General features: G+C 43.9%; 15 protein-coding genes and 1 riboswitch. Of the genes, 9 read left to right on the forward strand and 6 right to left on the reverse strand.

The features are described 5' to 3' along the window. Nucleotides 1–74: 74 nt before the first annotated feature. Nucleotides 75–1,385 (reverse strand): NCS2 family permease, encoded by a 1,311-nt coding sequence (locus M3M39_RS01435; RefSeq protein ID WP_252797457.1) that lies wholly within the window; start codon nucleotides 1,383–1,385, stop codon nucleotides 75–77. 185 nt (nucleotides 1,386–1,570) lie between these two features. Here M3M39_RS01435 and M3M39_RS01440 point away from each other — a divergent pair, with 185 nt between their 5' ends. From M3M39_RS01440 to addA, 3 genes are read left to right on the forward strand one after another with little or no spacing between them, the layout of a single operon-like run. Beyond that, a complete protein-coding gene (locus M3M39_RS01440) occupies nucleotides 1,571–2,137 on the forward strand; it encodes an SDR family oxidoreductase (RefSeq protein ID WP_252797458.1) in 567 nt (188 codons plus the stop codon). Then, on the forward strand, nucleotides 2,134–5,688 hold the full coding sequence (locus M3M39_RS01445) for a PD-(D/E)XK nuclease family protein (protein ID WP_252797459.1): 3,555 nt from the start codon (nucleotides 2,134–2,136) through the stop codon (nucleotides 5,686–5,688). Before M3M39_RS01440 ends, M3M39_RS01445 begins: the two co-directional genes overlap by 4 nt. Continuing rightward, the gene (addA, locus tag M3M39_RS01450) at nucleotides 5,681–9,406 is read left to right on the forward strand and encodes a helicase-exonuclease AddAB subunit AddA (protein ID WP_252797460.1); all 3,726 of its coding nucleotides are present in this window, start codon (nucleotides 5,681–5,683) and stop codon (nucleotides 9,404–9,406) included. Before M3M39_RS01445 ends, addA begins: the two co-directional genes overlap by 8 nt. Nucleotides 9,407–9,458: 52 nt before the next feature. Here the strand turns inward: addA and M3M39_RS01455 are convergent, their stop codons facing one another. Then, entirely contained in the window at nucleotides 9,459–10,841 is a 1,383-nt protein-coding gene (locus tag M3M39_RS01455; RefSeq protein WP_252797461.1) for a sugar porter family MFS transporter, read from the reverse strand. 92 nt (nucleotides 10,842–10,933) lie between these two features. Between M3M39_RS01455 and M3M39_RS01460 the strand changes: the two genes are divergently transcribed. Beyond that, nucleotides 10,934–12,349 carry an MFS transporter gene (locus M3M39_RS01460; RefSeq protein ID WP_252797462.1) on the forward strand — a complete coding sequence of 472 codons (1,416 nt, stop codon included), beginning with the start codon at nucleotides 10,934–10,936 and terminating at the stop codon, nucleotides 12,347–12,349. 63 nt (nucleotides 12,350–12,412) lie between these two features. Here the strand turns inward: M3M39_RS01460 and M3M39_RS01465 are convergent, their stop codons facing one another. Further along, nucleotides 12,413–12,682, reverse strand: a complete 270-nt coding sequence (locus tag M3M39_RS01465) for a hypothetical protein (protein WP_252797463.1) — start codon at nucleotides 12,680–12,682, stop codon at nucleotides 12,413–12,415. A gap of 395 nt (nucleotides 12,683–13,077) precedes the next feature. Here M3M39_RS01465 and M3M39_RS01470 point away from each other — a divergent pair, with 395 nt between their 5' ends. Next, nucleotides 13,078–14,448, forward strand: a complete 1,371-nt coding sequence (locus M3M39_RS01470) for a purine-cytosine permease family protein (RefSeq protein ID WP_252797464.1) — start codon at nucleotides 13,078–13,080, stop codon at nucleotides 14,446–14,448. 25 nt (nucleotides 14,449–14,473) lie between these two features. Beyond that, a riboswitch (TPP riboswitch) is annotated at nucleotides 14,474–14,562 on the forward strand. A gap of 73 nt (nucleotides 14,563–14,635) precedes the next feature. Further along, the gene (locus M3M39_RS01475; RefSeq protein ID WP_252797465.1) at nucleotides 14,636–15,232 is read left to right on the forward strand and encodes an ECF transporter S component; all 597 of its coding nucleotides are present in this window, start codon (nucleotides 14,636–14,638) and stop codon (nucleotides 15,230–15,232) included. Nucleotides 15,233–15,320: 88 nt separating this feature from the next. On the opposite strand, the gene M3M39_RS01480 is transcribed toward M3M39_RS01475, so the two are convergent. From M3M39_RS01480 to M3M39_RS01490, 3 genes are all read right to left on the reverse strand, one after another. Beyond that, a complete protein-coding gene (locus tag M3M39_RS01480; protein ID WP_252797466.1) occupies nucleotides 15,321–15,908 on the reverse strand; it encodes a hypothetical protein in 588 nt (195 codons plus the stop codon). Nucleotides 15,909–16,028: 120 nt separating this feature from the next. Next, nucleotides 16,029–16,439 carry an ImmA/IrrE family metallo-endopeptidase gene (locus M3M39_RS01485; RefSeq protein ID WP_252797467.1) on the reverse strand — a complete coding sequence of 137 codons (411 nt, stop codon included), beginning with the start codon at nucleotides 16,437–16,439 and terminating at the stop codon, nucleotides 16,029–16,031. Beyond that, complete coding sequence (locus tag M3M39_RS01490) at nucleotides 16,420–16,737, reverse strand: helix-turn-helix domain-containing protein (protein ID WP_252797468.1); 318 nt, start codon at nucleotides 16,735–16,737, stop codon at nucleotides 16,420–16,422. Before M3M39_RS01490 ends, M3M39_RS01485 begins: the two co-directional genes overlap by 20 nt. A 332-nt stretch (nucleotides 16,738–17,069) precedes the next feature. Between M3M39_RS01490 and M3M39_RS01495 the strand changes: the two genes are divergently transcribed. The 3 genes from M3M39_RS01495 to M3M39_RS01505 all read left to right on the forward strand — a co-directional run bounded on the left by M3M39_RS01495 (nucleotide 17,070) and on the right by M3M39_RS01505 (nucleotide 19,917). Continuing rightward, nucleotides 17,070–18,422: a peptidoglycan amidohydrolase family protein gene (locus M3M39_RS01495; protein WP_252797469.1), complete on the forward strand. Its 1,353-nt coding sequence runs from the start codon at nucleotides 17,070–17,072 to the stop codon at nucleotides 18,420–18,422. 674 nt (nucleotides 18,423–19,096) lie between these two features. After that, on the forward strand, nucleotides 19,097–19,645 hold the full coding sequence (locus M3M39_RS01500; RefSeq protein ID WP_252797470.1) for a GNAT family N-acetyltransferase: 549 nt from the start codon (nucleotides 19,097–19,099) through the stop codon (nucleotides 19,643–19,645). A 104-nt stretch (nucleotides 19,646–19,749) separates the two neighbouring features. Then, on the forward strand, nucleotides 19,750–19,917 hold the full coding sequence (locus M3M39_RS01505; protein ID WP_252797471.1) for a hypothetical protein: 168 nt from the start codon (nucleotides 19,750–19,752) through the stop codon (nucleotides 19,915–19,917). The last annotated feature ends 29 nt before the right edge of the window (nucleotides 19,918–19,946 follow it).

Genomic DNA, 19,946 nt, shown 5'->3' on the forward strand with positions numbered 1-19,946 from the left:
CAATTTGAAAGTGAGTTTTCGACCAACACAAAAGCCATTCCAAACGAAGTCGAAATGGCTAGTTAATTGCGATGCTAGTTTTTTAAAATAATAAAGAAAATCAGGAAGACAATCGCTAAGGCGTACATCATCCAACCCACTTCCTTGCCTCGTTTAGCGGCAATCATGGTAATTGGGTAGGCAATGAAACCTAAGGCAATTCCGTCCGAAATACTGTAGGTTAACGGCATGCCGACCGCAATTAGAAAGGCCGGAGCAGCGAGCTCAAACTTACTCCAATCGACTTGAGCCAGAGATTTAGCCATCAGGACCCCAACGATAATTAACGCTGGAGCAGTAATTTGACTGGTAATCACAGCTAGCAATGGGGAGAAGAACATCGCAAAGATGAACAGGATTCCCGTTACAATGGCGGTAAATCCAGACCGACCCCCCACGGCGATTCCGGCAGAGGATTCCACGTAAACACTCATTGGAGAAGTTCCCAGTAAGGATCCAACTAACATGGTGGTTGAATCGGCGGCTAGGGCTCTACCAACCCGCGGCATCTGGTTGTTGCGCATGTAACCGGCTTGTTCTGCTAATCCAATCAAGGTTCCCGCCGTATCAAAGAAGGTAACCAGCAGGAAGGTCAGCACCACGACGAAGAGTTGGGGGGTATTGATCTTATCAATGTTAAACAGACTGACTAAGAAAGTTGATTTGATGCTAGGTACCCCGGCGACTAAGGCCGTTGGTAACTTGATTAATCCGGTAAGCATTCCGATGGCGGAAGAAATTACCATCCCGACGAAGATGGCGCCCGGCACGTTCGCGCTCATTAAGAAGAGGGTGATGATTAACCCGGCGACCGTCAGCAGGGTCAATGGATCCGTGAGGGACCCCAGGCTCACCAACGTACTCTTGTTGGCAACCACGATTCCACCGTCGTGAAATCCAATGAAGGCGATGAAAAGCCCGATTCCGCCTCCAATCGCTGCCTTTAGATCGACAGGAATCGCATTAATAATTTTTTCCCGTAGCTTTAAAGCGGTTAAAATAATGAAGAGAATGGAGGCAATGAAGACCCCACTCATGGCCGTTTGCCACGGTACCTTCATCCCGATACAAACGGAGTACGCGAAGAAGGCATTCACTCCGAGTCCGGCCGATAAGGCGAACGGATAGTTAGCGATAACTCCCATTAACACACACCCAAAGGCGGTGGCGAGAGCAGTCGCGGTGAAAACGGCCCCCTTGTTCATCCCGGCGGCGCCAAGCACTTGCGGGTTCACAAAGAGGATGTAGACCATTGAAACAAAGGTGGTCACTCCAGCCAGGGTTTCCGTCCGGAAATTAGTTCCTAGCTCCTGGAAGTGAAAAAACGACGCGATTTTATTTCCCATAAAAATCTCCCTTACGTCTAATGTTCGTGATTTAATTATAATAGTACTTTCTAATCATACAACGGCGGTCTAAATAATTCAAACCCGAACTTTAAACTTTCTTAAAAATTAGCTCCAAGGAAGTTCTTGCTAATCAGTGAAGCGGGAGATGCTAAAATAGAAGGAACTAAGAACGAGGTGAAACAATGACAAAAGCAATTTTAGTGGTGGGGGCGGGACCCCTGACCACGCAAGTAGAACAACAATTTAACCAAGCACAGCTAAACGTGATTACTAAACAAACGCAGCTAACGGACCCAACCCTTCCCGCAGCTGTTCCCGACCAATTAGCGGCTGTGGTCATTACGGCTGGACCTCAGGATGTGGATCTTGTGGTCGATGCAATTGTAACGGCCTTGCAGCAGCAACGGGTTAGCGTGGAACGTTGGATTCTGGTTTCTGCAGCCGGAATTGACGATGAAGTCGAAGGCCAGCTGGAGTACCCGGGCGTTTCTGACGTGGCAGAATACCTTCGCGAACAACGCTATGCGATTAAAATCATTGATGAAACTGAGCTTTCCTACACAATTATTCGACCGGGAACGTTGGTAGCGCAGCAGCAGGGAGTTGCCCAGTTTTTTAACGAGGGCCAACCGGTTCCAGCTGGGGTTGTTTCATATGAAACAATTGCAAATGTAATTGCAGCCGCCGTGGCTGGTAAGTATCAAAACCAGTCGATTGCGGTGATTGAAACAGAAAGGGAGTCAGTATGAGTTTACAGTTTATTCTGGGGCCAGCCAGTGCTGATCACCAGGGGCAGATTCTGCAGGCGATGCAGCAATCAGCCGCCCGTCATCCTGAAGAACAATACTTTCAAGTTGTGCCAAATAACGTCAAGTTTGAAGCGGAACTCGGAACCCTAAAGCGTTTGAACCTGGAACAACGAGCCACCTACGCTCAAAATCAAATTCAAACCTTTTCCTTTTCCCGGTTAATTTGGTACTTTTTACGGGACCAACCAGCCTATCAGGTGCCGCAGTTGTCTCCGGTAGCAATCAACATGATTATTTTCCAAATTATTACTGAGCACGAAGCTGATCTAACCATCTACCGGGGAGAAGGCAAACAGGCTGGCTTCATTCAGCAGGTGGCAGAACAACTAATGGAGCTGCAGCAGGGCAACCTGAGTCCAGATGATTTGCACCAGTTGCAAAACAACACAACCGGAGAACTCCGCAATAAACTGCACGACTTAGAGCTCATTTACCGGGCCTTTTTGCAGGAAACGGATGGCAAGTATCTGTATCAAGCGGCCACTCTAGAACTACTAAATGAATACCTCTTACGAATGCCAGCCCAGCAATTAGAGCAGTTGCACTTTTACTTTACCGGCTTTAGCGAGTTAACGGCGCAGGAACTGCAGTTGGTCCACACTTTGATTAGAAGGGCCCACGTGGTAGTGGATTTAACGCTGGATCAACCCGCCCGAGAGGAGGCGCCCAGTCCAGAAGCGTTCTTTGCGCAACCCGGACGTTTATATTACCGGTTGTACCAGTATGCCCAGGCTCACAGCCGGATTCTGCCCGACCAGTATGCGCCAGCGCGGTCTTTGCAACCGGGACTAAACCAATTAGAAGAGTACTGGATTAGCAGTAGTGAGTTGGAACGGAAACTTCCAGAAGCACCTGCCACGAATCCTAACGTGCATGTCTTACAAGCGGCGACGTCCTTTGACGAGTTGATGAACATATCGACCAAGATTCGCCAACTAGTTGCCACCGGGAAGTATCGGTACGGTGATTTCTTGGTGGTGGCCAGAAACCTGAGTGATTACGAAAACATCATTGATCCGATCTTTTCGATGCAACAAATTCCTTACTTTACGGATATCCAAAAGCAGATGGAAAATCACCCGTTGGTAGTGCTATTACAGGCTCTTTTTGCAATCTATCAGCCAAACCGAGCCCGCAACTACCGTTACGAAGACGTGATGAAGCTTTTGAAAACGGAGTTGCTGATTCCTAAACAGGATGAAAAACACTTTGAAAGTTTGGACGATTTTCGCTGGCAATTGGCCCTGTGTGAAAACCTGGTCCTTAAAAACGGCTACTACGGGAAAAAATGGACGCAACAAGCGGACTGGAAGTATACGACCGTCGTGGATGAAACCACGGGGGTCGTCGTAGACAAGAACCAGGCCTTTTCACAAGCAATCAATCAGATTCGCCACTTTGTAAAAGATAACCTCCCACCGTTTTACCGGCGGCTGACTAAAGCGCAGACCGGTCGGGAAGCCGCTCAAATTCTGTATCAATTTTTGGTGAACCATGGGGTGCCAGACCGGTTACAAGCGTGGCAGCAGCAGGCTACTGAAGCTGGAAACCTGCAGGAAGCCGGCCAATCGGAACAGGTGTGGAATGAATTTTGCCACATTCTAGATGACTACGTGAACGTCTTGGGTGACCAGGAATTTGTTCAAGACGATTTCTTAGCGCTCTTACAAGCCGGGTTTGTGGGGGCCACCTACTCCCAGATCCCGTCGACCTTGGATCAGGTGACGATTTCAGAAATGGGGCGGTATCACCTTCGAGATAAGCGTATTACGATTGTGGTGGGTGCTGATGACCACAACTTACCGGTGCGGGTTGAACGCCAAAGTCTACTGAGCGATGGGGATCGGGATCAACTAGGGGAGCAGTTGGCTACGGATCAATTTTTGGCAACCACTAGCGAAACCCAGATGGTGGCAGAACCCTACGAAGACTATCTGACCTTTATGACGCCCCAGGATCAGTTGTATTTTTCATATCACGTTGGCAATGGGACCGATGATCAGTTACTAAAGCAGTCCCCCTACGTGCAGCGGATTCAGTCATTCTTTGGTCTGACTACAGAAGCATTTCACGCCCAGCCGGATTCCACTGACCTTGATGTGCAGCCGTACCTTGGTTCCCCCCGGGCAACTTTGAAGTATTTAATTCCAGCAGCGCTCGCTAGTAAGAAACAGCGGCAGCCGTTGAATCCCAGTTGGGGCACCATTAAAAAGACGTTAGAACAAACAGCTGATTCCACTTTGCGGCGCCTGACGCGTAATCTGATGAGTAGTTTGGACTATCGCAATGAACCCGCCCCATTAAAACCAGAGATTGTCACTAGCCTGTATGGTCAACGGATTCTGACCTCAATTTCGAAACTCGAGGAGTTTTATTCCAATCCGTACGAATACTTCTTGGAATATGGGTTACGACTGAAAGAACGGGATGAATTCGAGATTAATTCGGCTGAGACGGGGACCTTTTATCATGATGCCCTCGACCAACTGATGAAGGTGGTTAACCAGCAAAAACTAGAATTAGGGGAGCTGGATGATCAGCAAATCAAAGAGTTGGTCACGGAGGTGACAACCAAATTGATTGAGGCTGATCAGACGCAACGCTACGAGATTCTGCAGAGTTCGGAGCGGATGAACTACCTAAAGGGGCAGTTGATTCAGACGGTTAATGAGATGGCGCAGACCATGCGTAATCAAGCGCGACACGTGCACATGCGGCCCCGGCAAACCGAGGTGTCCTTTGGTCCCGGCCAGCACTACCAAGAGTTGCAATTTGATTTAGGTAACGATCAGCAGGTCGGTGTGCAGGGCCGGATTGATCGAATTGACGGCATGGATATTGATGGAACGGACTATCTAAACATCGTGGACTATAAATCGAGTGACCATGAGATTAATTTTGCTCAGGTCTACGATGGAACCGCCATGCAGATGATGACTTACATGGATGCGGTGCTAAAGAACCTGAAGGCCATTAGTGAGACCGAGCAAGCCCAGTTACTGGGGGCTTTGTACCTACGGATTTTTGATCCGGTGTTGAAATCGAAAGATTTGAAAAACTGGCAGGATGCGCAAGAAATTCAACGTCGCCTGCTAAAAGAACATAAGTACAATGGTATTTTAGTGGCTGATCAAGACGTCTTAAATGCCTTAGGAGATCACGAGGTGGGGGACGTCTATCCGTTTAAATTTAAGAATGATGGTGATTTCTACAAAGATAGTAAAGTCATTTCTAAGGCCGATTTGGAGCGGGTAATTCACCATACAGAACGGTTGATTCAAACGGCAGGAAAGAGAATTTTTGCTGGGGATACGCGGTTATGGCCGGCCCGGTTCCAAGCCAGATCCAACGTTACGAATTCGGCGTACCAAGCCGTGATGCAGTTTGATCCGTTACTAACGGAGAATAACTATCGTGAGGTGGAAAATCTCAGCATGGATGCAGTACTGGAAAAACTACGAGCAGAACAGAAAGGAGACCAGCATGAGTGAAACCCAGTGGACCCCAGGCCAATTAGCCGCGATTCAGAATGATTCCGCTGGAAACATTCTGGTATCAGCTTCAGCTGGATCTGGGAAGACCAGCGTGTTAACCCAGCGGGTGATGCGGAAAATCAAGGCCGGCGTTGACGTGGATCAGTTACTGATTGTGACCTTTACGAATGCTGCGGCCCAGGAAATGCGGGAACGAATTCACGGGGCCTTGCAAATGGAACTGAATCACACGCAGGATCAAGCGGCGAAACAACATCTAGTTCGTCAACTGCGCAAGCTGACCACGGCGCACATTGAAACCATGGATGCCTTTTGTTTGTGGCTAGTAAAGCGATATTACTACGTCATTAACTTGGATCCTGACTTTCGGATTTTAACGAACAGGAGTGAGCGCACCCTACTACAAACGGATGTTTGGAGTGATGTCCGCGAAGAATTGTACGGAAACGACCGGGATCACCGGTTTGCCCAGTTAACGCGGAACTTCTCCAACGATCGCAGTGACGACGGTTTGACCGATTTGGTGTTGCGCCTGTACGAAATAGCGAACGTCAATCAGGATCCAGACCAGTGGATTGACCGGCTAGGGGATTTTTACCAGAGCGATGGATCCCTGACTGATAGTCATCTGTACCGAGACTATTTACTGCCGGATTTACAAAATCAATTCGCCCAAATCTTAGCTACGTACCGGCAGGTTCGTGAATTAGCGCAACGAGCTGGACTTGTGAAGGTTGAGACGTTTGTGACGGCGGAGCAGGAACAAATCTCGACAATCAGTGAGCAACTGGATTCCTGTAGTTGGGATCAGCTCCGGACGCTTTTTACCCAGCAAAAATTCAAGCGGTTCCCGAACGTTAGCAAAAAAGACCTTGATGAGGAGCAACTAGCGGTAAAAGAGCAATGTAAAAATTTGCGAAATGAGGCTAAAAAGCAATTGGAAGCCATGGGCAAAAATTATTTTTGGACCGACGAAGCGAGTCTACAGACGCTCAATGACGATGCATCTCTACTCGTAAAGAAGTTGATTGCGGTCGTAAAGCAATTTGCGACGCAGTATGCCACGGTGAAACGCCAACGGCATGCCTATGATTTTACGGACATCGAGCACTTCGCGTTTCAAATCTTAACCGATCAGTCCGAAGCGGGGGTTTCCCTGCGGACGCAGCTCCAGCAGCAGTTTAACGAAATCATGGTTGATGAATACCAGGACAATAATCACCTGCAGGATGCCATTTTAGGCACAATTAAGAATCCCGAGCACCCGAACCTTTTCATGGTGGGGGACGTGAAGCAGTCAATTTATCGCTTCCGATTGGCCGATCCGCAGATGTTTATGGATAAATACCATACTTACCCGGATAAAGCTAATCCGAACCAGTTGATCACGTTGCCCGATAACTTCCGGTCGGTAGCCAACGTGGATTATTTTACGAACCTCATCTTTGAACAGATCATGGACCGTTCCTTTGGGGAAGTTGACTACACCGGTGATGCCCAGCTGCAATTTGGGGCGCGGGATTATCCGGATGATTTAGACACCACAACGGAATTAATGTTGTTGGCTGATGACCAGGGCGATCACAAACAACAAGACCAATTAACCAACGACCAACTCCAGATTGAGCTGATTGCGAACAAGATTGAGACGATGATGAACGCTGGCTTTCAGATTTACGATCGCAAGTTGGGCCAAAAACGTCCCTTGCAGTATGGCGACATTGCGTTGCTGTCCTCGACCAAGCGGAATAACTTTGAGATTGCCAGCATCTTTGCCGAACATCAAATTCCGTTGAACAGTGATGGAGCCGAAAGCTACTTTAAGACGGCAGAAATTCAAATGATGCTGTCGTTACTGCAAATCATTGATAATCCCGCGCAAGACATTCCGCTGGCCGCAGTGTTACGATCACCGTTAGTGGGATTGGACGAAAATGAATTAGCCTACATCCGGATTACGAAAAAAACGGGGAACTATTACCAAGCCGTCTTGGACTTTCGCAAAGATTACCAGGAACAAACCCAGACGGAGTTTGGCAATCGAGTGTTGAGCAAGGTTGACCAGTTTTTGGAACAACTAAAGAACCTGCGTGATTACGCTACTAAGCATAGTTTGGCGGAATTAATTTGGGAAATTTACAACCAAACCGGATTCTTAGACTACGTGGGTGGAATGCCAGCTGGAAAGAAACGGCAGGCCAATCTGCACGCGCTCTACCAACGTGCTGAAGAGTATGAACGCAACGGATTTCAGGGTTTGTTTGCTTTTGTCCAATTCATCAAACGATTGCAAAAGGATGATAACGACCTTGCGGAAGCTAGTGTCGACGTGGATCCAAACTCCGTGACCGTCAAAACGATTCACGGGAGTAAGGGGCTCGAATATCCGGTGGTCTTTGTGATTGATGTCCACCACCAATCCAATCAAAGTGAGTTTAAAGATCCGTTTGTGGTTGATGATCAGATGGGACTGGGAATTAAGTATTACTATCCCGACCGCCACGAGCAGGTGAACACGTTGCAGTACTTGGCGATTACCAATTCGTTAAAACAAAAGGCGCAAGCCGAAGAAATGCGGAAACTTTACGTGGCTTTAACCCGGGCCAAGCAGAAGTTAATTATCACCGGGATTGTCAAGGGAACGACTAAGCAGACGGCTGAAGCAAGTACGTTTCAAAGCTGGTCGCAGGCGGGGCAAAGCCCGAATTTGGTGATTAACCAGGCCACCCGGAGTAGTGCTAAGAACTTCTTGACTTGGATCGGGATGTCCTTGGTACGCCATCCGCAGTTTCAAGCGTTACTGGATGACGACCTTACCCTATCGGAGCTCCAGTCTGATCCAAGTAAATTTACGGTGGAATTTGTCCAGCCCACGGAGTTACAAGCAACCACGAAAACGACAGAGTCCACCACTGCCACAGAATTTACCGGGCAAGCCACTGATCCAGCGGAAATTAAACGGTTGCTGGAATTTCAGTATCCGTTTGCAGATGCCGCGCAAACGACGGCGTACCAATCGGTATCAGAAATTAAACGCCAGTTTGACGATCCAGATAACATTCAATTAGGGAGCGTCGCTGATACTGGCCGTCAGATTTTGCAACGCACGCGGTATCAGAGTGAGCAGTTTGCCCAACCGCAGTTCATGCAAACGGTGGCTAAGCCCACGCCCCAAGAGGTGGGAACTGCTACCCACTTGGTCCTGCAGAAACTCGATGTAACCAAACCCGTTACAGAGGAGCGGGTCGAAGCGTTAATTAAGAAGCTAGTGGCGGGCCAGCTCTTAACTGTAGCGGTGGCAGAGCAGATTAACCGAAAAGCCGTCGTAGCGTTCTATCAGACGGACGTTGGACAACGGATTCTGCAATTCCCCGATCGGTTGCAGCGGGAGGTTCCCTTCTCGCTGATTATTAAGGCGCAACGGCTCTTTTCGGAATTTCACAATGATCCGAACCAACAGATTCTGGTCCACGGAATTATCGATGGGTATCTTGATGATCCCGAACAGGGACCCATCCTGTTTGATTACAAAACGAGCTTTGTGAATCCGGCTCATCCAGATGACTCCATTGAGCAAATTAAGGAACAGTACACCGGTCAGGTGAACCTCTATGCCCTAGCCCTGCAGGATATTTTGCACGAACCGGTCAAGCAGAAGTACCTGTACCTGCTTGCCAACCAGCAGTTGGTTGCAATTCCAACTAACGAAAAATAGACTAAAAAAGAAGGCTAACTCCAAATGGAGCTGACCTTCTTTGTTATTTAAATTAGGCTTTTTTCTGTTTGGCGTTGTAACGACTCACGAGTTCGCTTTCAATTTCTTCCAAGGATTTGTTGCGCGTTTCTGGAACAAAGTAGTAAACGAAGCCCCAAGAAAGAAAGGCAAAGACGGCGAAGATCGCAAATGGTCCCCCGACGTTGTTGTGAAAGAGCGCCAAAATGGTTAAGAAGAACTGGGACACGATGAAGTTCGCGATCCAGTTGGCGGCCGAACCGATGGCCGTTCCGATTCCTCGAACTGAAAGCGGGAAGATTTCCCCAATCAATAACCAGGCAATTGGGCCCCAGGAAATGGCGAACCCAAAGATGTACACGGCAATTAAGATGATGGTGGGAATGGCAGCCGCACTAATGCTGAGCGTGAAGTTAAGAATGGCTAACAAGCTCAAGGAAACGCCCATCACAATTGAACCAAACATTAAAATGGTTTTCCGGTTGACCTTGTCCATGATGAGGTAGGCCAAAATGGTCACGACAAAGTTCACAATCCCGATGCCGACGGAAATCCAGATGGCTCCAGAGGCCGGGAAGTTAAATCCCTTCATGAAAACCTGAGGAAGGAAATAAATGACGGCGTTAATCCCGACTAGTTGTTGAAAGAGCATGATCCCAATGGCGACAATCAAAGAAGGACGCGCAATGGTAAAGAGTTCTTTTAATCCGCCTTTTTCTTGGTGAGAAACGGATTGGATTTCTGCAATTTCTGCGTCTGGATCGTCTTTGGTGCCAGCGCGTAACTGGTCTAAAACGGCCCGGGCTTCAGTGACCTTTCCTTTTTCAACCAGGTACCGGGGTGATTCGGGCAGCAAAATGCCACCGATAAAGAGTAATAGGGCGGGAATCAATGCTGATCCGAGCATCCATCGCCAGTCTCTAATCCCCAACAAGTTGTGGCCGAGAAAGGCCAGGTTAGAAACGTAGGCCAATAAAATCCCAAGGGTCACCATTAATTGAAACATGGTTCCTAATGAGCCCCGGTGCCCCTTGTCGGCTAATTCAGCTAAGTAAGCAGGAGTGAGGGCAGAGGCCCCTCCCACCGCTAAGCCCAGGATAATCCGAGCGATAACCATAGGGACAAACCCAGTGGCTACGGCAGATAAGCCGGATCCCACTAAAAAGAGGATAGAAGCGAGGATTAATAATTTCTTGCGCCCAAACCGGTCAGATAAGGATCCAATTGATAACGCTCCAATGGCGGATCCAATCAGCACGGAGGAAGTAATAAAGCCCGTTTGTTCCGTGTTAAGGTGGAAGTTGGCTTCGATTAGCGGAGAAGCTCCGGAGATAATTCCGGTATCAAATCCAAAGAGGAGGCCTCCGAGGGCTCCGAAGATAAAAATAAAAGCAATGCTTAAACGTGGTTTTTTCACGATGATCCCTTCTTTCAGGTGATTAATTTGAAACTATGTATTTTTTACGAACTTAATTGTAACCGCTTACAAAGAACTTGGCAATGCTTTTTGTGAAAAAACTTCACTATATTGTGAAAGCTGAACAAAAACTGGATTTGAATCCCGGAATTGATGCCGGTACAATGAAGATTAATATCATTGAGAAAGGAAGTGGCAGCGTGCCAAAAGTACAACCATTACCACGGTTAAAGTTGCGACAGTTGTTTTGGCTGAGTTTCGGCTTATTGGGAGCCCAGATGTCATTAGGACTGGAAAACTCACAACTGGGGCGGCTCTTTCAAACGTTTGGAGCTAGTCCGCAAATGTTGGCCTTCTTATTCCTGATTCCACCGATTACGGGGATGATTACCCAACCGGTGCTCGGTCAATTTTCCGATGCCACCTGGCTCCCCAAGCTAGGGCGGCGCATTCCCTACCTAATTGGCGGAACCATTATTGCTGATTTAACCCTAGTGTTACTGCCCAATGCTGGTGATTGGGGCTTGCCGATCCCAATTGTGTTAGGGTTAGGCGCGGGATTAGTTCTGTTGTACATTATTGCTGCCAATGCCTGCGTGGCTCCGTTTAAAATCCTGATTGGAGACATGGTAAACAGCAAGCAAAAGGGGCAGGTCACGTCACTGCAAAGCATCATGGTGAACGTTGGGAGTATCCTGGCGGCGATTACCCCATGGTTACTCTCGGAATTGGGAGTGCGGAACGTAGCTCAGCCGGGGGCAGCTCCGTTAACGATGAAATTGGTCTTCTATCTAGCCGCTGTCATTTTAACCATTTGTACGATTCTGACGGTTCTCAATGTGCGCGAATATACGCCGGAAGAATTAGTCCGTTATCAAGGACCGCCGGCAAAGACCAAACCAAGCTACTGGCAGCTAATTAAAGGAGCGCCTTCAATTTTCTGGACGATTGCGTTGGTTCAGGGACTGTGTTTTGTGGCCTTTGCCCTGCTGTGGACGTATGGAGCGGGAACGATTGCTGCGAACGTTTATCACACGACTGATCCAGCCAGTGCGGCTTATCAACAAGGAGGTAATCTCTTTGGGGTTCTGTCTGGGGTTTACGCTCTGGCAGCTTCGGTGTTAGCAATTGGATTAGGACGCGTGCCACGGCGCTACCAGGTGCATGCGCTAGGCATTTCTTTGGCGATTGGCGCCATCGGGTTTGTGGGAATTGGACTTTTGCATTCCGTTTGGGGGATGGTCATAGCCTTCATCTTAATTGGAGTGGGCTGGGCTGGCATCATTATCTATCCCTTGGCATTTGTGATGGATGCTGTACCAGCGCAAAATGCCGGGGTCTACCAGGGATTGTTTAACGCGCAGGTGTGTGTTCCCCAAATTGTGGCTTCGCTATTGAGCGTGGTGATCCTCCCGATGATTGGGAATTCCCTACCAACGTTAATGTTAATCGGAAGTCTGTTCTGGATTGCTGGAACGCTTGCTGTGGGCTTAGTGAAGTTAAAGTGAATGATGCTTAACCAAATAAAAATCCGCTAACCAAACGAGGCTAGCGGATTTTTTTAATCTGTTTTATTGGTGCTCGTGAACCGTTTTGGGTTCTTTAAAGAAGCACACATATTCGAAGTAGGCTAATAAGAGGCCTGAAACTAAGGCGCCCCAAATGCCGGCCATGTAGTACAGACCAAGCACGGCGGTGATTCCCACGGCACTAACCGTTAGAATCAAAGACCAACGTTGGGTGGCGGATAATTCTTGGGTGTGACCCATGAAACTAATTCCTAAGACACCGGCACTCACAAAGCCCACGATTCCAATCAGAGCATGTAATAAGATAACCATTGCGATTCTCCTTTCTGCAATTTCCTACTCTTATTTTACCATGATTCCGCTTACACATGGGAACTTGTGAAAGATTTTTATGAATTCGAGGAGTTAAAGTGCGGTATTCTACGACCTTGGTACCAGCGTTAATCTCAGTCACGTATTCTTGATGAATTGAGATTAACAACGTCGGTAAGAGGGGATTATAGCGGGAACGAATGGTAGTGGGCATGGACGGAACTCCTCCTGTAGCTTGAAATTTAATTCTGATTATAAACTAAGGCTGAGTTAATTCACAATCTGGCTGGAATTACTGGTAGAGCTATCGTTTCCGGGTTATCTCTGCTATACTAAGAAAGACGATTATTGATATAAAACAGACACAAAATGTTAATATTTTGGAGGAAACTATATTGAATAATAGCAAATACGCGTTTCGAGTTATTCCGGAAAACGAACGGAATATGAATTACTGGGATATGTTTGCGACCTGGTTTGGGGCGAACGCGAACAATGGAACCTGGTTTCTTGGTGGGGTCGTGGCCGCCTGTGGCTTGATTGGTGGGACAATGGCAACGTTGATTGCCGGGGTACTAGCCTACATCTTCTTGAGCCTGTTAGGGTACGTTGGTTACCAAACGGGAGCCACAACCACAGTGCTGTCCCGGGGTTCGTTCGGGATTCGTGGCAGTATCATTCCGTCGCTAATTAACATTACCTTGTTTTTAGGATGGACGGCCGTAAACACCTTCATTGCCGCCACGTCATTAGCCTTCATTTTCCATAGCCTCTTCAAATGGCCGTTGTTTGGCCAGCCTGGTGGGAATCTCGGCATGATTGTCGGGATCGGAATCATGAGCATTCTGCACATTTTAAGCATTGTTTCCGGGCAACGGTCCGTGCAGTTGGTGGAACGAATCGGGGTCATTCTTGTAATCATCTTTGTGATTTTGGAAACGATTGTGGTGTTTAAGAACGTTTCCTTGACCGACCTGCTGCATTACCGGATTCCAGCGGCCCAAAAGATGCCATTGGGATTAGGGATTGATACAATTGCCGCAGCTAGTCTAGGTTGGGTGACCGGTGCCGCCGACTTTACCCGGTTCACGCGGAAGAAACGCGTAGCCATTAGCGCACCATTCTGGGGTGCTTTGCTTGGCCTGTTGAGTTTCACGCTGATTGGGATTTGTACCACGATTAGTGTGGCCCTAACGTCTGGTAGTTACGATCCGAATAACTCCGACCCAAGTATCATTGCTAACAAGTTAGGACTCGGATTCATCGCCATGATCGTGATTGTCTTGACCAGCATGACGGCCAATGCGGTTAATATTCAGGCCGGAGCCTCGGCCTTGAACAACGTCTTTCACAAGGTCAGCTTTAACAAGTCGTTAGTGATTATTACAATTGCTTCGATGCTCTTAACCTTCGTACCGTTACTAAATGGAAGTTTTCTGGCCTCTTTCACGTCATTCTTGGACTACACGGGGATGTTACTGGGACCAATTATCGCCATCATGTGCGTTGATTACTTCCTGTTAAACCGCAAAAACTATACGTCACAAACGTTGGCTAATCCACAAGGACAGCTTTGGTACCAAGGTGGGTACAATGTGATTGCGATTGTGACGCTGGTCTTAGGGGTAATCCTGTACCTGGTCTTGAAGAACATGCCGGTCATTAAAGAAACGGTCGGAGCAACGTTCATTTCGATGATTTTCTCCGCTGTGGTTTACTACGGTTTGTCTCGAGTTTGGGGATTAGAAAAAAGTTCTAATCATTAAGTGAAAATATGGTATAATTAGTCCAAATAAAAAGTTGGGGTGCCACGAGCTGAGATTAAACCCATTGAACCTGATGTAGTTAGGACTATCGCAGGGAACGATTATCGCGTTTGAAAAGCCGATTGTTACTAGTGCAATCATGAATTCGTTTTTCAAAGCACTTAGCCGTGGTTGAGTGCTTTTTATTATGGTGAAATTACAAACGGAGGATGAAATCATGAAGCATTGGTTAGCAGATTGGCATTTGAAAAACATTATCTTAGTAACGTTGATTGGAATCATCACAGGACTGATTTTCTGGATTATGGATCCCATTTACACGGCGGTAACAGCGGTGTTGACACCACTCGGATTAGCTCCATTTGCAGGTTCGATTCTATTGGGATTTTGGACGATGGCTGGACCACTGGCGTTGTTGGTCGTTCGGATTCCAGGATCTGGACTGCTAGCTGAACTATTAGGTTCCGTGGTAGAAATGCTGCTTGGTGGAATCTGGGGTGCGTCTACTTTGATCTCTGGACTAATCCAAGGAGTGAGTTCTGAACTCGGTTTTGCGGTCACCGGTTACAAAAATTACGGCTGGTTGAGCGTGACGTTGACCTCGATTACTACCACAGTGATTACGTTTGGGTATCAGCTAGTTAGACACGATTATGCCGGCTTTAGCGTTGGCTTAATTGCGGCATTGTTTGTAGTTGCATTAGTATCCGTTTTCCTCTTCAGTGGGGTGCTATCGTTATTGATTGCGCGGATGCTGGAACGAGCTCATTTGCTGGAAAAATAAATCGATTTATGAATGATAATAGTTTTATTTAAATTATATTAAAAGGGATTTATTCATATTGAATAAACCCCTTTTAATAACTCATTAATTATGATCTTAAACTATAAGTACCATCTTGCATAACATCGTAAATACCAATTGTTCCGCTACCGCCTTGGGCATGAATGGATTTAGAAATCACTTGAATTTCATACATGTTGTTATCTGTTGATAATAATTCATAAATATAATCAGGATTATTCCCTAACCCGTTTCTTAGGATATTAATAGCAGCTTCGGGAGTAGTGACAGTGTTACCAATTCCGTTTTGTTCATTTTTTAATGACCGGGGGTCTTGGCTAGATGTGGTATTACTTGAGTTATTATTTGCGTCATTGTTACCGTTTTTTTGTTCATTTTTGGAGTTATCGTTATTACTATTATTTTTAGAATCATCAGAAGTAGAATTGGTAGTTTGATTTTGATCATTTTGATCTTTAGATTGATTAGAATTATTCTTAGTGTCCTTGTTTGATTTCTGTTCGTTTTTCTTTTCTTTAGTTTTCTTTTGCTTAGCTTGCTTGTGCTCAGTTTTGGTCTGAGAATCAACTGATTTACTTTTAGTGTTATTACAGGCAGATAAACTAATTAATAGGGTTAGTGCGATAGGAATTATGACTATACCTTTTTTTTTCATGATTTTCTCCTTTTGATTAGTGATTAATATAGTTTTAACATAGTTTGTTAATTTTATAGAATGTTAAACAATAAAATTTTAATATAACTAGAATATTATATAATTTATTACATAAAAGGATCACTGGAATTTATTTTTCATTTCTGTAATACAAATATCTCGTAAAGAACTGGGAATTGCAAATAGCTGCATAAACTCGTCCACGTTAATTTGATCCAGTTCTTTATCTTCTACATAAAATGGGATTAATAAGTCAATGGCTCCAATGTTAGCTTTTTGCTCATAATGCGGTTTAAGTACCGTTGAAAAGTTTAACTGAGCGTCATTCGTATCGCATTGAACTACATGACTAATTTCATGGGCAATAATGAGGGGTAATTGCCGCTGATTAGGCTCATTTGCATTAATCACAATCGATCGTGTGGGAATGTCAGCGAATGACTTTGTTTCTGGCATCAACTTATCGGTGTAAACCACCCCAATATCATGATTTAACGCGTAGTTAAACAGGCTATTTATGATTTCTTGCATCTCTGAGCCTCCTTAAAATTTCCAGAACTGTTTGTTTATCTTCTTCTGGAACTGGTTTTCCTCCAAACATCATAATGGTTTCTAAATCGTCTAAATCAGCGGTAGGTCGTTCTCCGTTCCCCAAGAGATAATCAGTGGAAACGTTAAAGTAATTGGCTACTTTCTTTAATTTTTGAGAATTAGCGTTATCAACCCACTTCTGTAAGGTTCCATTAGGAAAACCAAGTTGATGTTCTAATTCGCGAATGGAAATATTTTTGTTTTTGGCTAATTCCTTAATCCGTTGATAGATCGACATTTACAGCACTTTCCCTTCAGTTGTATAGAATATTTTTCTATTTATTGGTTGACATTTAGAAAATGAGTATATATAGTGTTCCTTGTAATCTAATTGATTACGGAGAACAAATAACTCCAACAGACGTGTTGGCTTTTTATTTGTCACCATTGTAGACTATTCATCTACAATAAGCAACGTAATTATAGATTATATAGCTTAATTAGTACTAATTAATTAAATCAAAAGGAGTGATTACATGAACTTATTAAAATTTATTAATTTGATTTTAAAAATTATAAAGCACACACAAAAAAGTAAAAAAGGTAAATTAAAACAGCGGAGGAAAAATAATGAAAACAGGGATTAAAGGAATTAATTTAATTAAAGAAATTGAAGGATTAAGATTACATGCATACTATGACTTAGGTGGTGTACTTACAATTGGATATGGTCATACAAACAATACTGCTTCTGCGGGAACATATCCTGTTTATCCAGGAGAAACTATTACTGAGGATCAAGCAATACTGATTCTAAAAGCGGATTTAGTTACCTATGAAAGTGCTGTTAATAATGCGGTTACTAGAAAAATTACTCAAAATCAATTTGATGCATTAGTATCATTTACTTATAACCTAGGTGCCGGAACACTATATAGTAGTGATTTATTAAAGTATGTAAATGAAGGAAATTTTAATGCTGCTGCTAATGAATTTCAATATTATTGTCATGGAAATGGGAAGGTTATTCCTGGTTTAGTACGGAGACGATCCGCTGAAAAAGCTTTATTTTTAGATAATTCATCAGATAATTATTCTTCACAAACTATTTATAAAAATAAGGCTATTGATAAAATGATTAATTGGATGAAAGAGCGATTAGGAAAAGTTACCTATAGTATGACTTATAGAAATGGTCCTAACTCTTATGACTGTTCTAGTGCGGTTTATCATGCTTTAGTCGCAGGAGGTTTCCTACCTGTGGGATCTAATGGCAATACTGATTCTGAATTCGGAGCCTTAGAAAGAAATGGGTGGTCTATCGTTTCTAAAAGCCAAGATGGAAGGGTTCATCCCCTAAGAGGAGATATTTTTATCTGGGGAGTCCGTGGTGCCTCTACAGGAGCATTTGGACATACAGGAATTTTCTATGATGATAATGACAACATTATTCACTGCAACTATGGCTATAATGGTATTACCATTAATAACTATGATAATATTTGGAACTATAACGATAATCCTGAAGCCACCATTTATCGTTATACGGGAAATAATAATATCCCACAACATAGTAATGATGTAACTCCTGCATCTGGAACTTACACATTCAAGCAAACAACTAATATTCGGACTTCCCCCAGTCTTAGTTCGACGATTGTTGGTCAATATACAGCTGGTGAAAGCGTTATATATAACGGTAAATTAAATGTTAATGGATATACGTGGTTAAGATATATTTCATATAGTGGAAGAACTTTATATGTTGCCTCATTGAATGGTAATATTAGTTCCTCCAATTCTGGGACTTATGTTTTTAATCAAACGACAAACATTCGGACGGCGCCTAATACTAGTTCTGAGATTGTAGGTCAATTTCAAGCTGGAGATACAGTTAATTATAATAATATTATTCACTCCGGTGGATATAGCTGGTTACAATATGTTTCTTATAGTGGTAAAACTTTATATGCTGTTAAATAACGATTAAAAGCATGTTGACAGTAAAATAAATAAAAACATCTTCGATAGGTATTATTAATTTAATTCACTAAATCGAAGGTGTTTTTATTTTAGCAACTAATATAACACTATAAAGCTAAACTATTGCTCGTCATTATTTTAAAGGAGATATAATTAATAGTTAATTTTTTAGTGTTGGTGATTAAGTAATTTATTCAGTACTATTCCACATAAAAATTATTAAGTAGCTCACACATATAGCGAAATACAAAGATAAATATTTAGCTAAAATTATCTGTGACGTGCAAAACTTTGTAGCATTGTTGTGAAAATGTTTGGATGTAACCAAGTTGATTGCGTTACAAAAGTTTCAGATTAATGTTTAAATCTAGAGCACCACCTGATTAGGTAGGCCATTATTTTTTAGATTCATTTATACAATATTTTATAAATTATGAATATTAATTACATTACAATTGGCTTTTGCATCAGAAAAATGATTGAGAACGTTTATTATAAAACTTAGATAAACTAAAAGAAAAAATTAAATTAATCTTTTAAGAAGTAATCACAGTCTCGCATAATATTGTCCAAGCATGCTGCTTCAACTTTGGTTACAAATTAGTGGTCACGGTCGCTTTATTTTGTTTTTTGATTTATGGTTGTTTCAATCATGAAATCAGGGAGGGATTAAAGTGCCAGGAACCCAAAAATTAACTTCTGAGCGTTTAATTTTAAGACCACTACAAGCAAATGATGTATCTATGATGTTTCATAATTGGGCGAGTGATCCACGGGTCACTAAATACCTAACGTGGCCAGCGCACGAATCCATTGAAATTACGAAAAAGAGTTTGAAAATTAAGAAATCGTTGTATCAGCAGCCGGATTACTATGATTGGGGCATTGTCTTAAAAGAAAATGATGAATTAATTGGAACCATTTCCGTCGTAAATCAAGATCCAAATATTAAGTTGATGGAGCTTGGTTTTTGCATTGGGTATGATTGGTGGGGGAACGGCTATACTCCTGAAGCTTTAAAGTTAGTGATTGACTATTTATTTCATCATAGTGATGTTAATCGAATTGAGATTGTTCATGATTGTAGAAACGTGAACTCTGGCAAGGTCATTAAGAAATGTGGATTGACTTACGAAGGAACCTTACGACAACGAGGAATGAATAGCTCGGGTATCTGTGATGAAGCGATGTATTCGTTGTTGCGTGAGGATTATTTTAAATGATAATCATACTTACTAATTGTTGTTGTGTTTAATTATAACAATTGTTAATCTGATTTAATAAAGTATGTTCTTAATTGAGAAAAATTAATTTTAGTTATTTAATTATGCTACTTTTAGCAGTCGGGTTTGGTAATTTTATTTTTGCTATTTCAAAAAATATACTAGTTAACTATAGTATTTGGACTCCAAGAATTTTAGGAGCATTAGCCGCTGGACTTTTTTCAGTCATTTTTGTTTATGCCTCTAAATATGTAAGTAAGCGTCAAAATTAAAATATAATAGGTTTTTTACTAAAGGAGTA

This window comes from Fructilactobacillus hinvesii, from assembly GCF_024029435.1.
GTDB classification, from domain to species: Bacteria; Bacillota; Bacilli; order Lactobacillales; family Lactobacillaceae; genus Fructilactobacillus; species Fructilactobacillus hinvesii.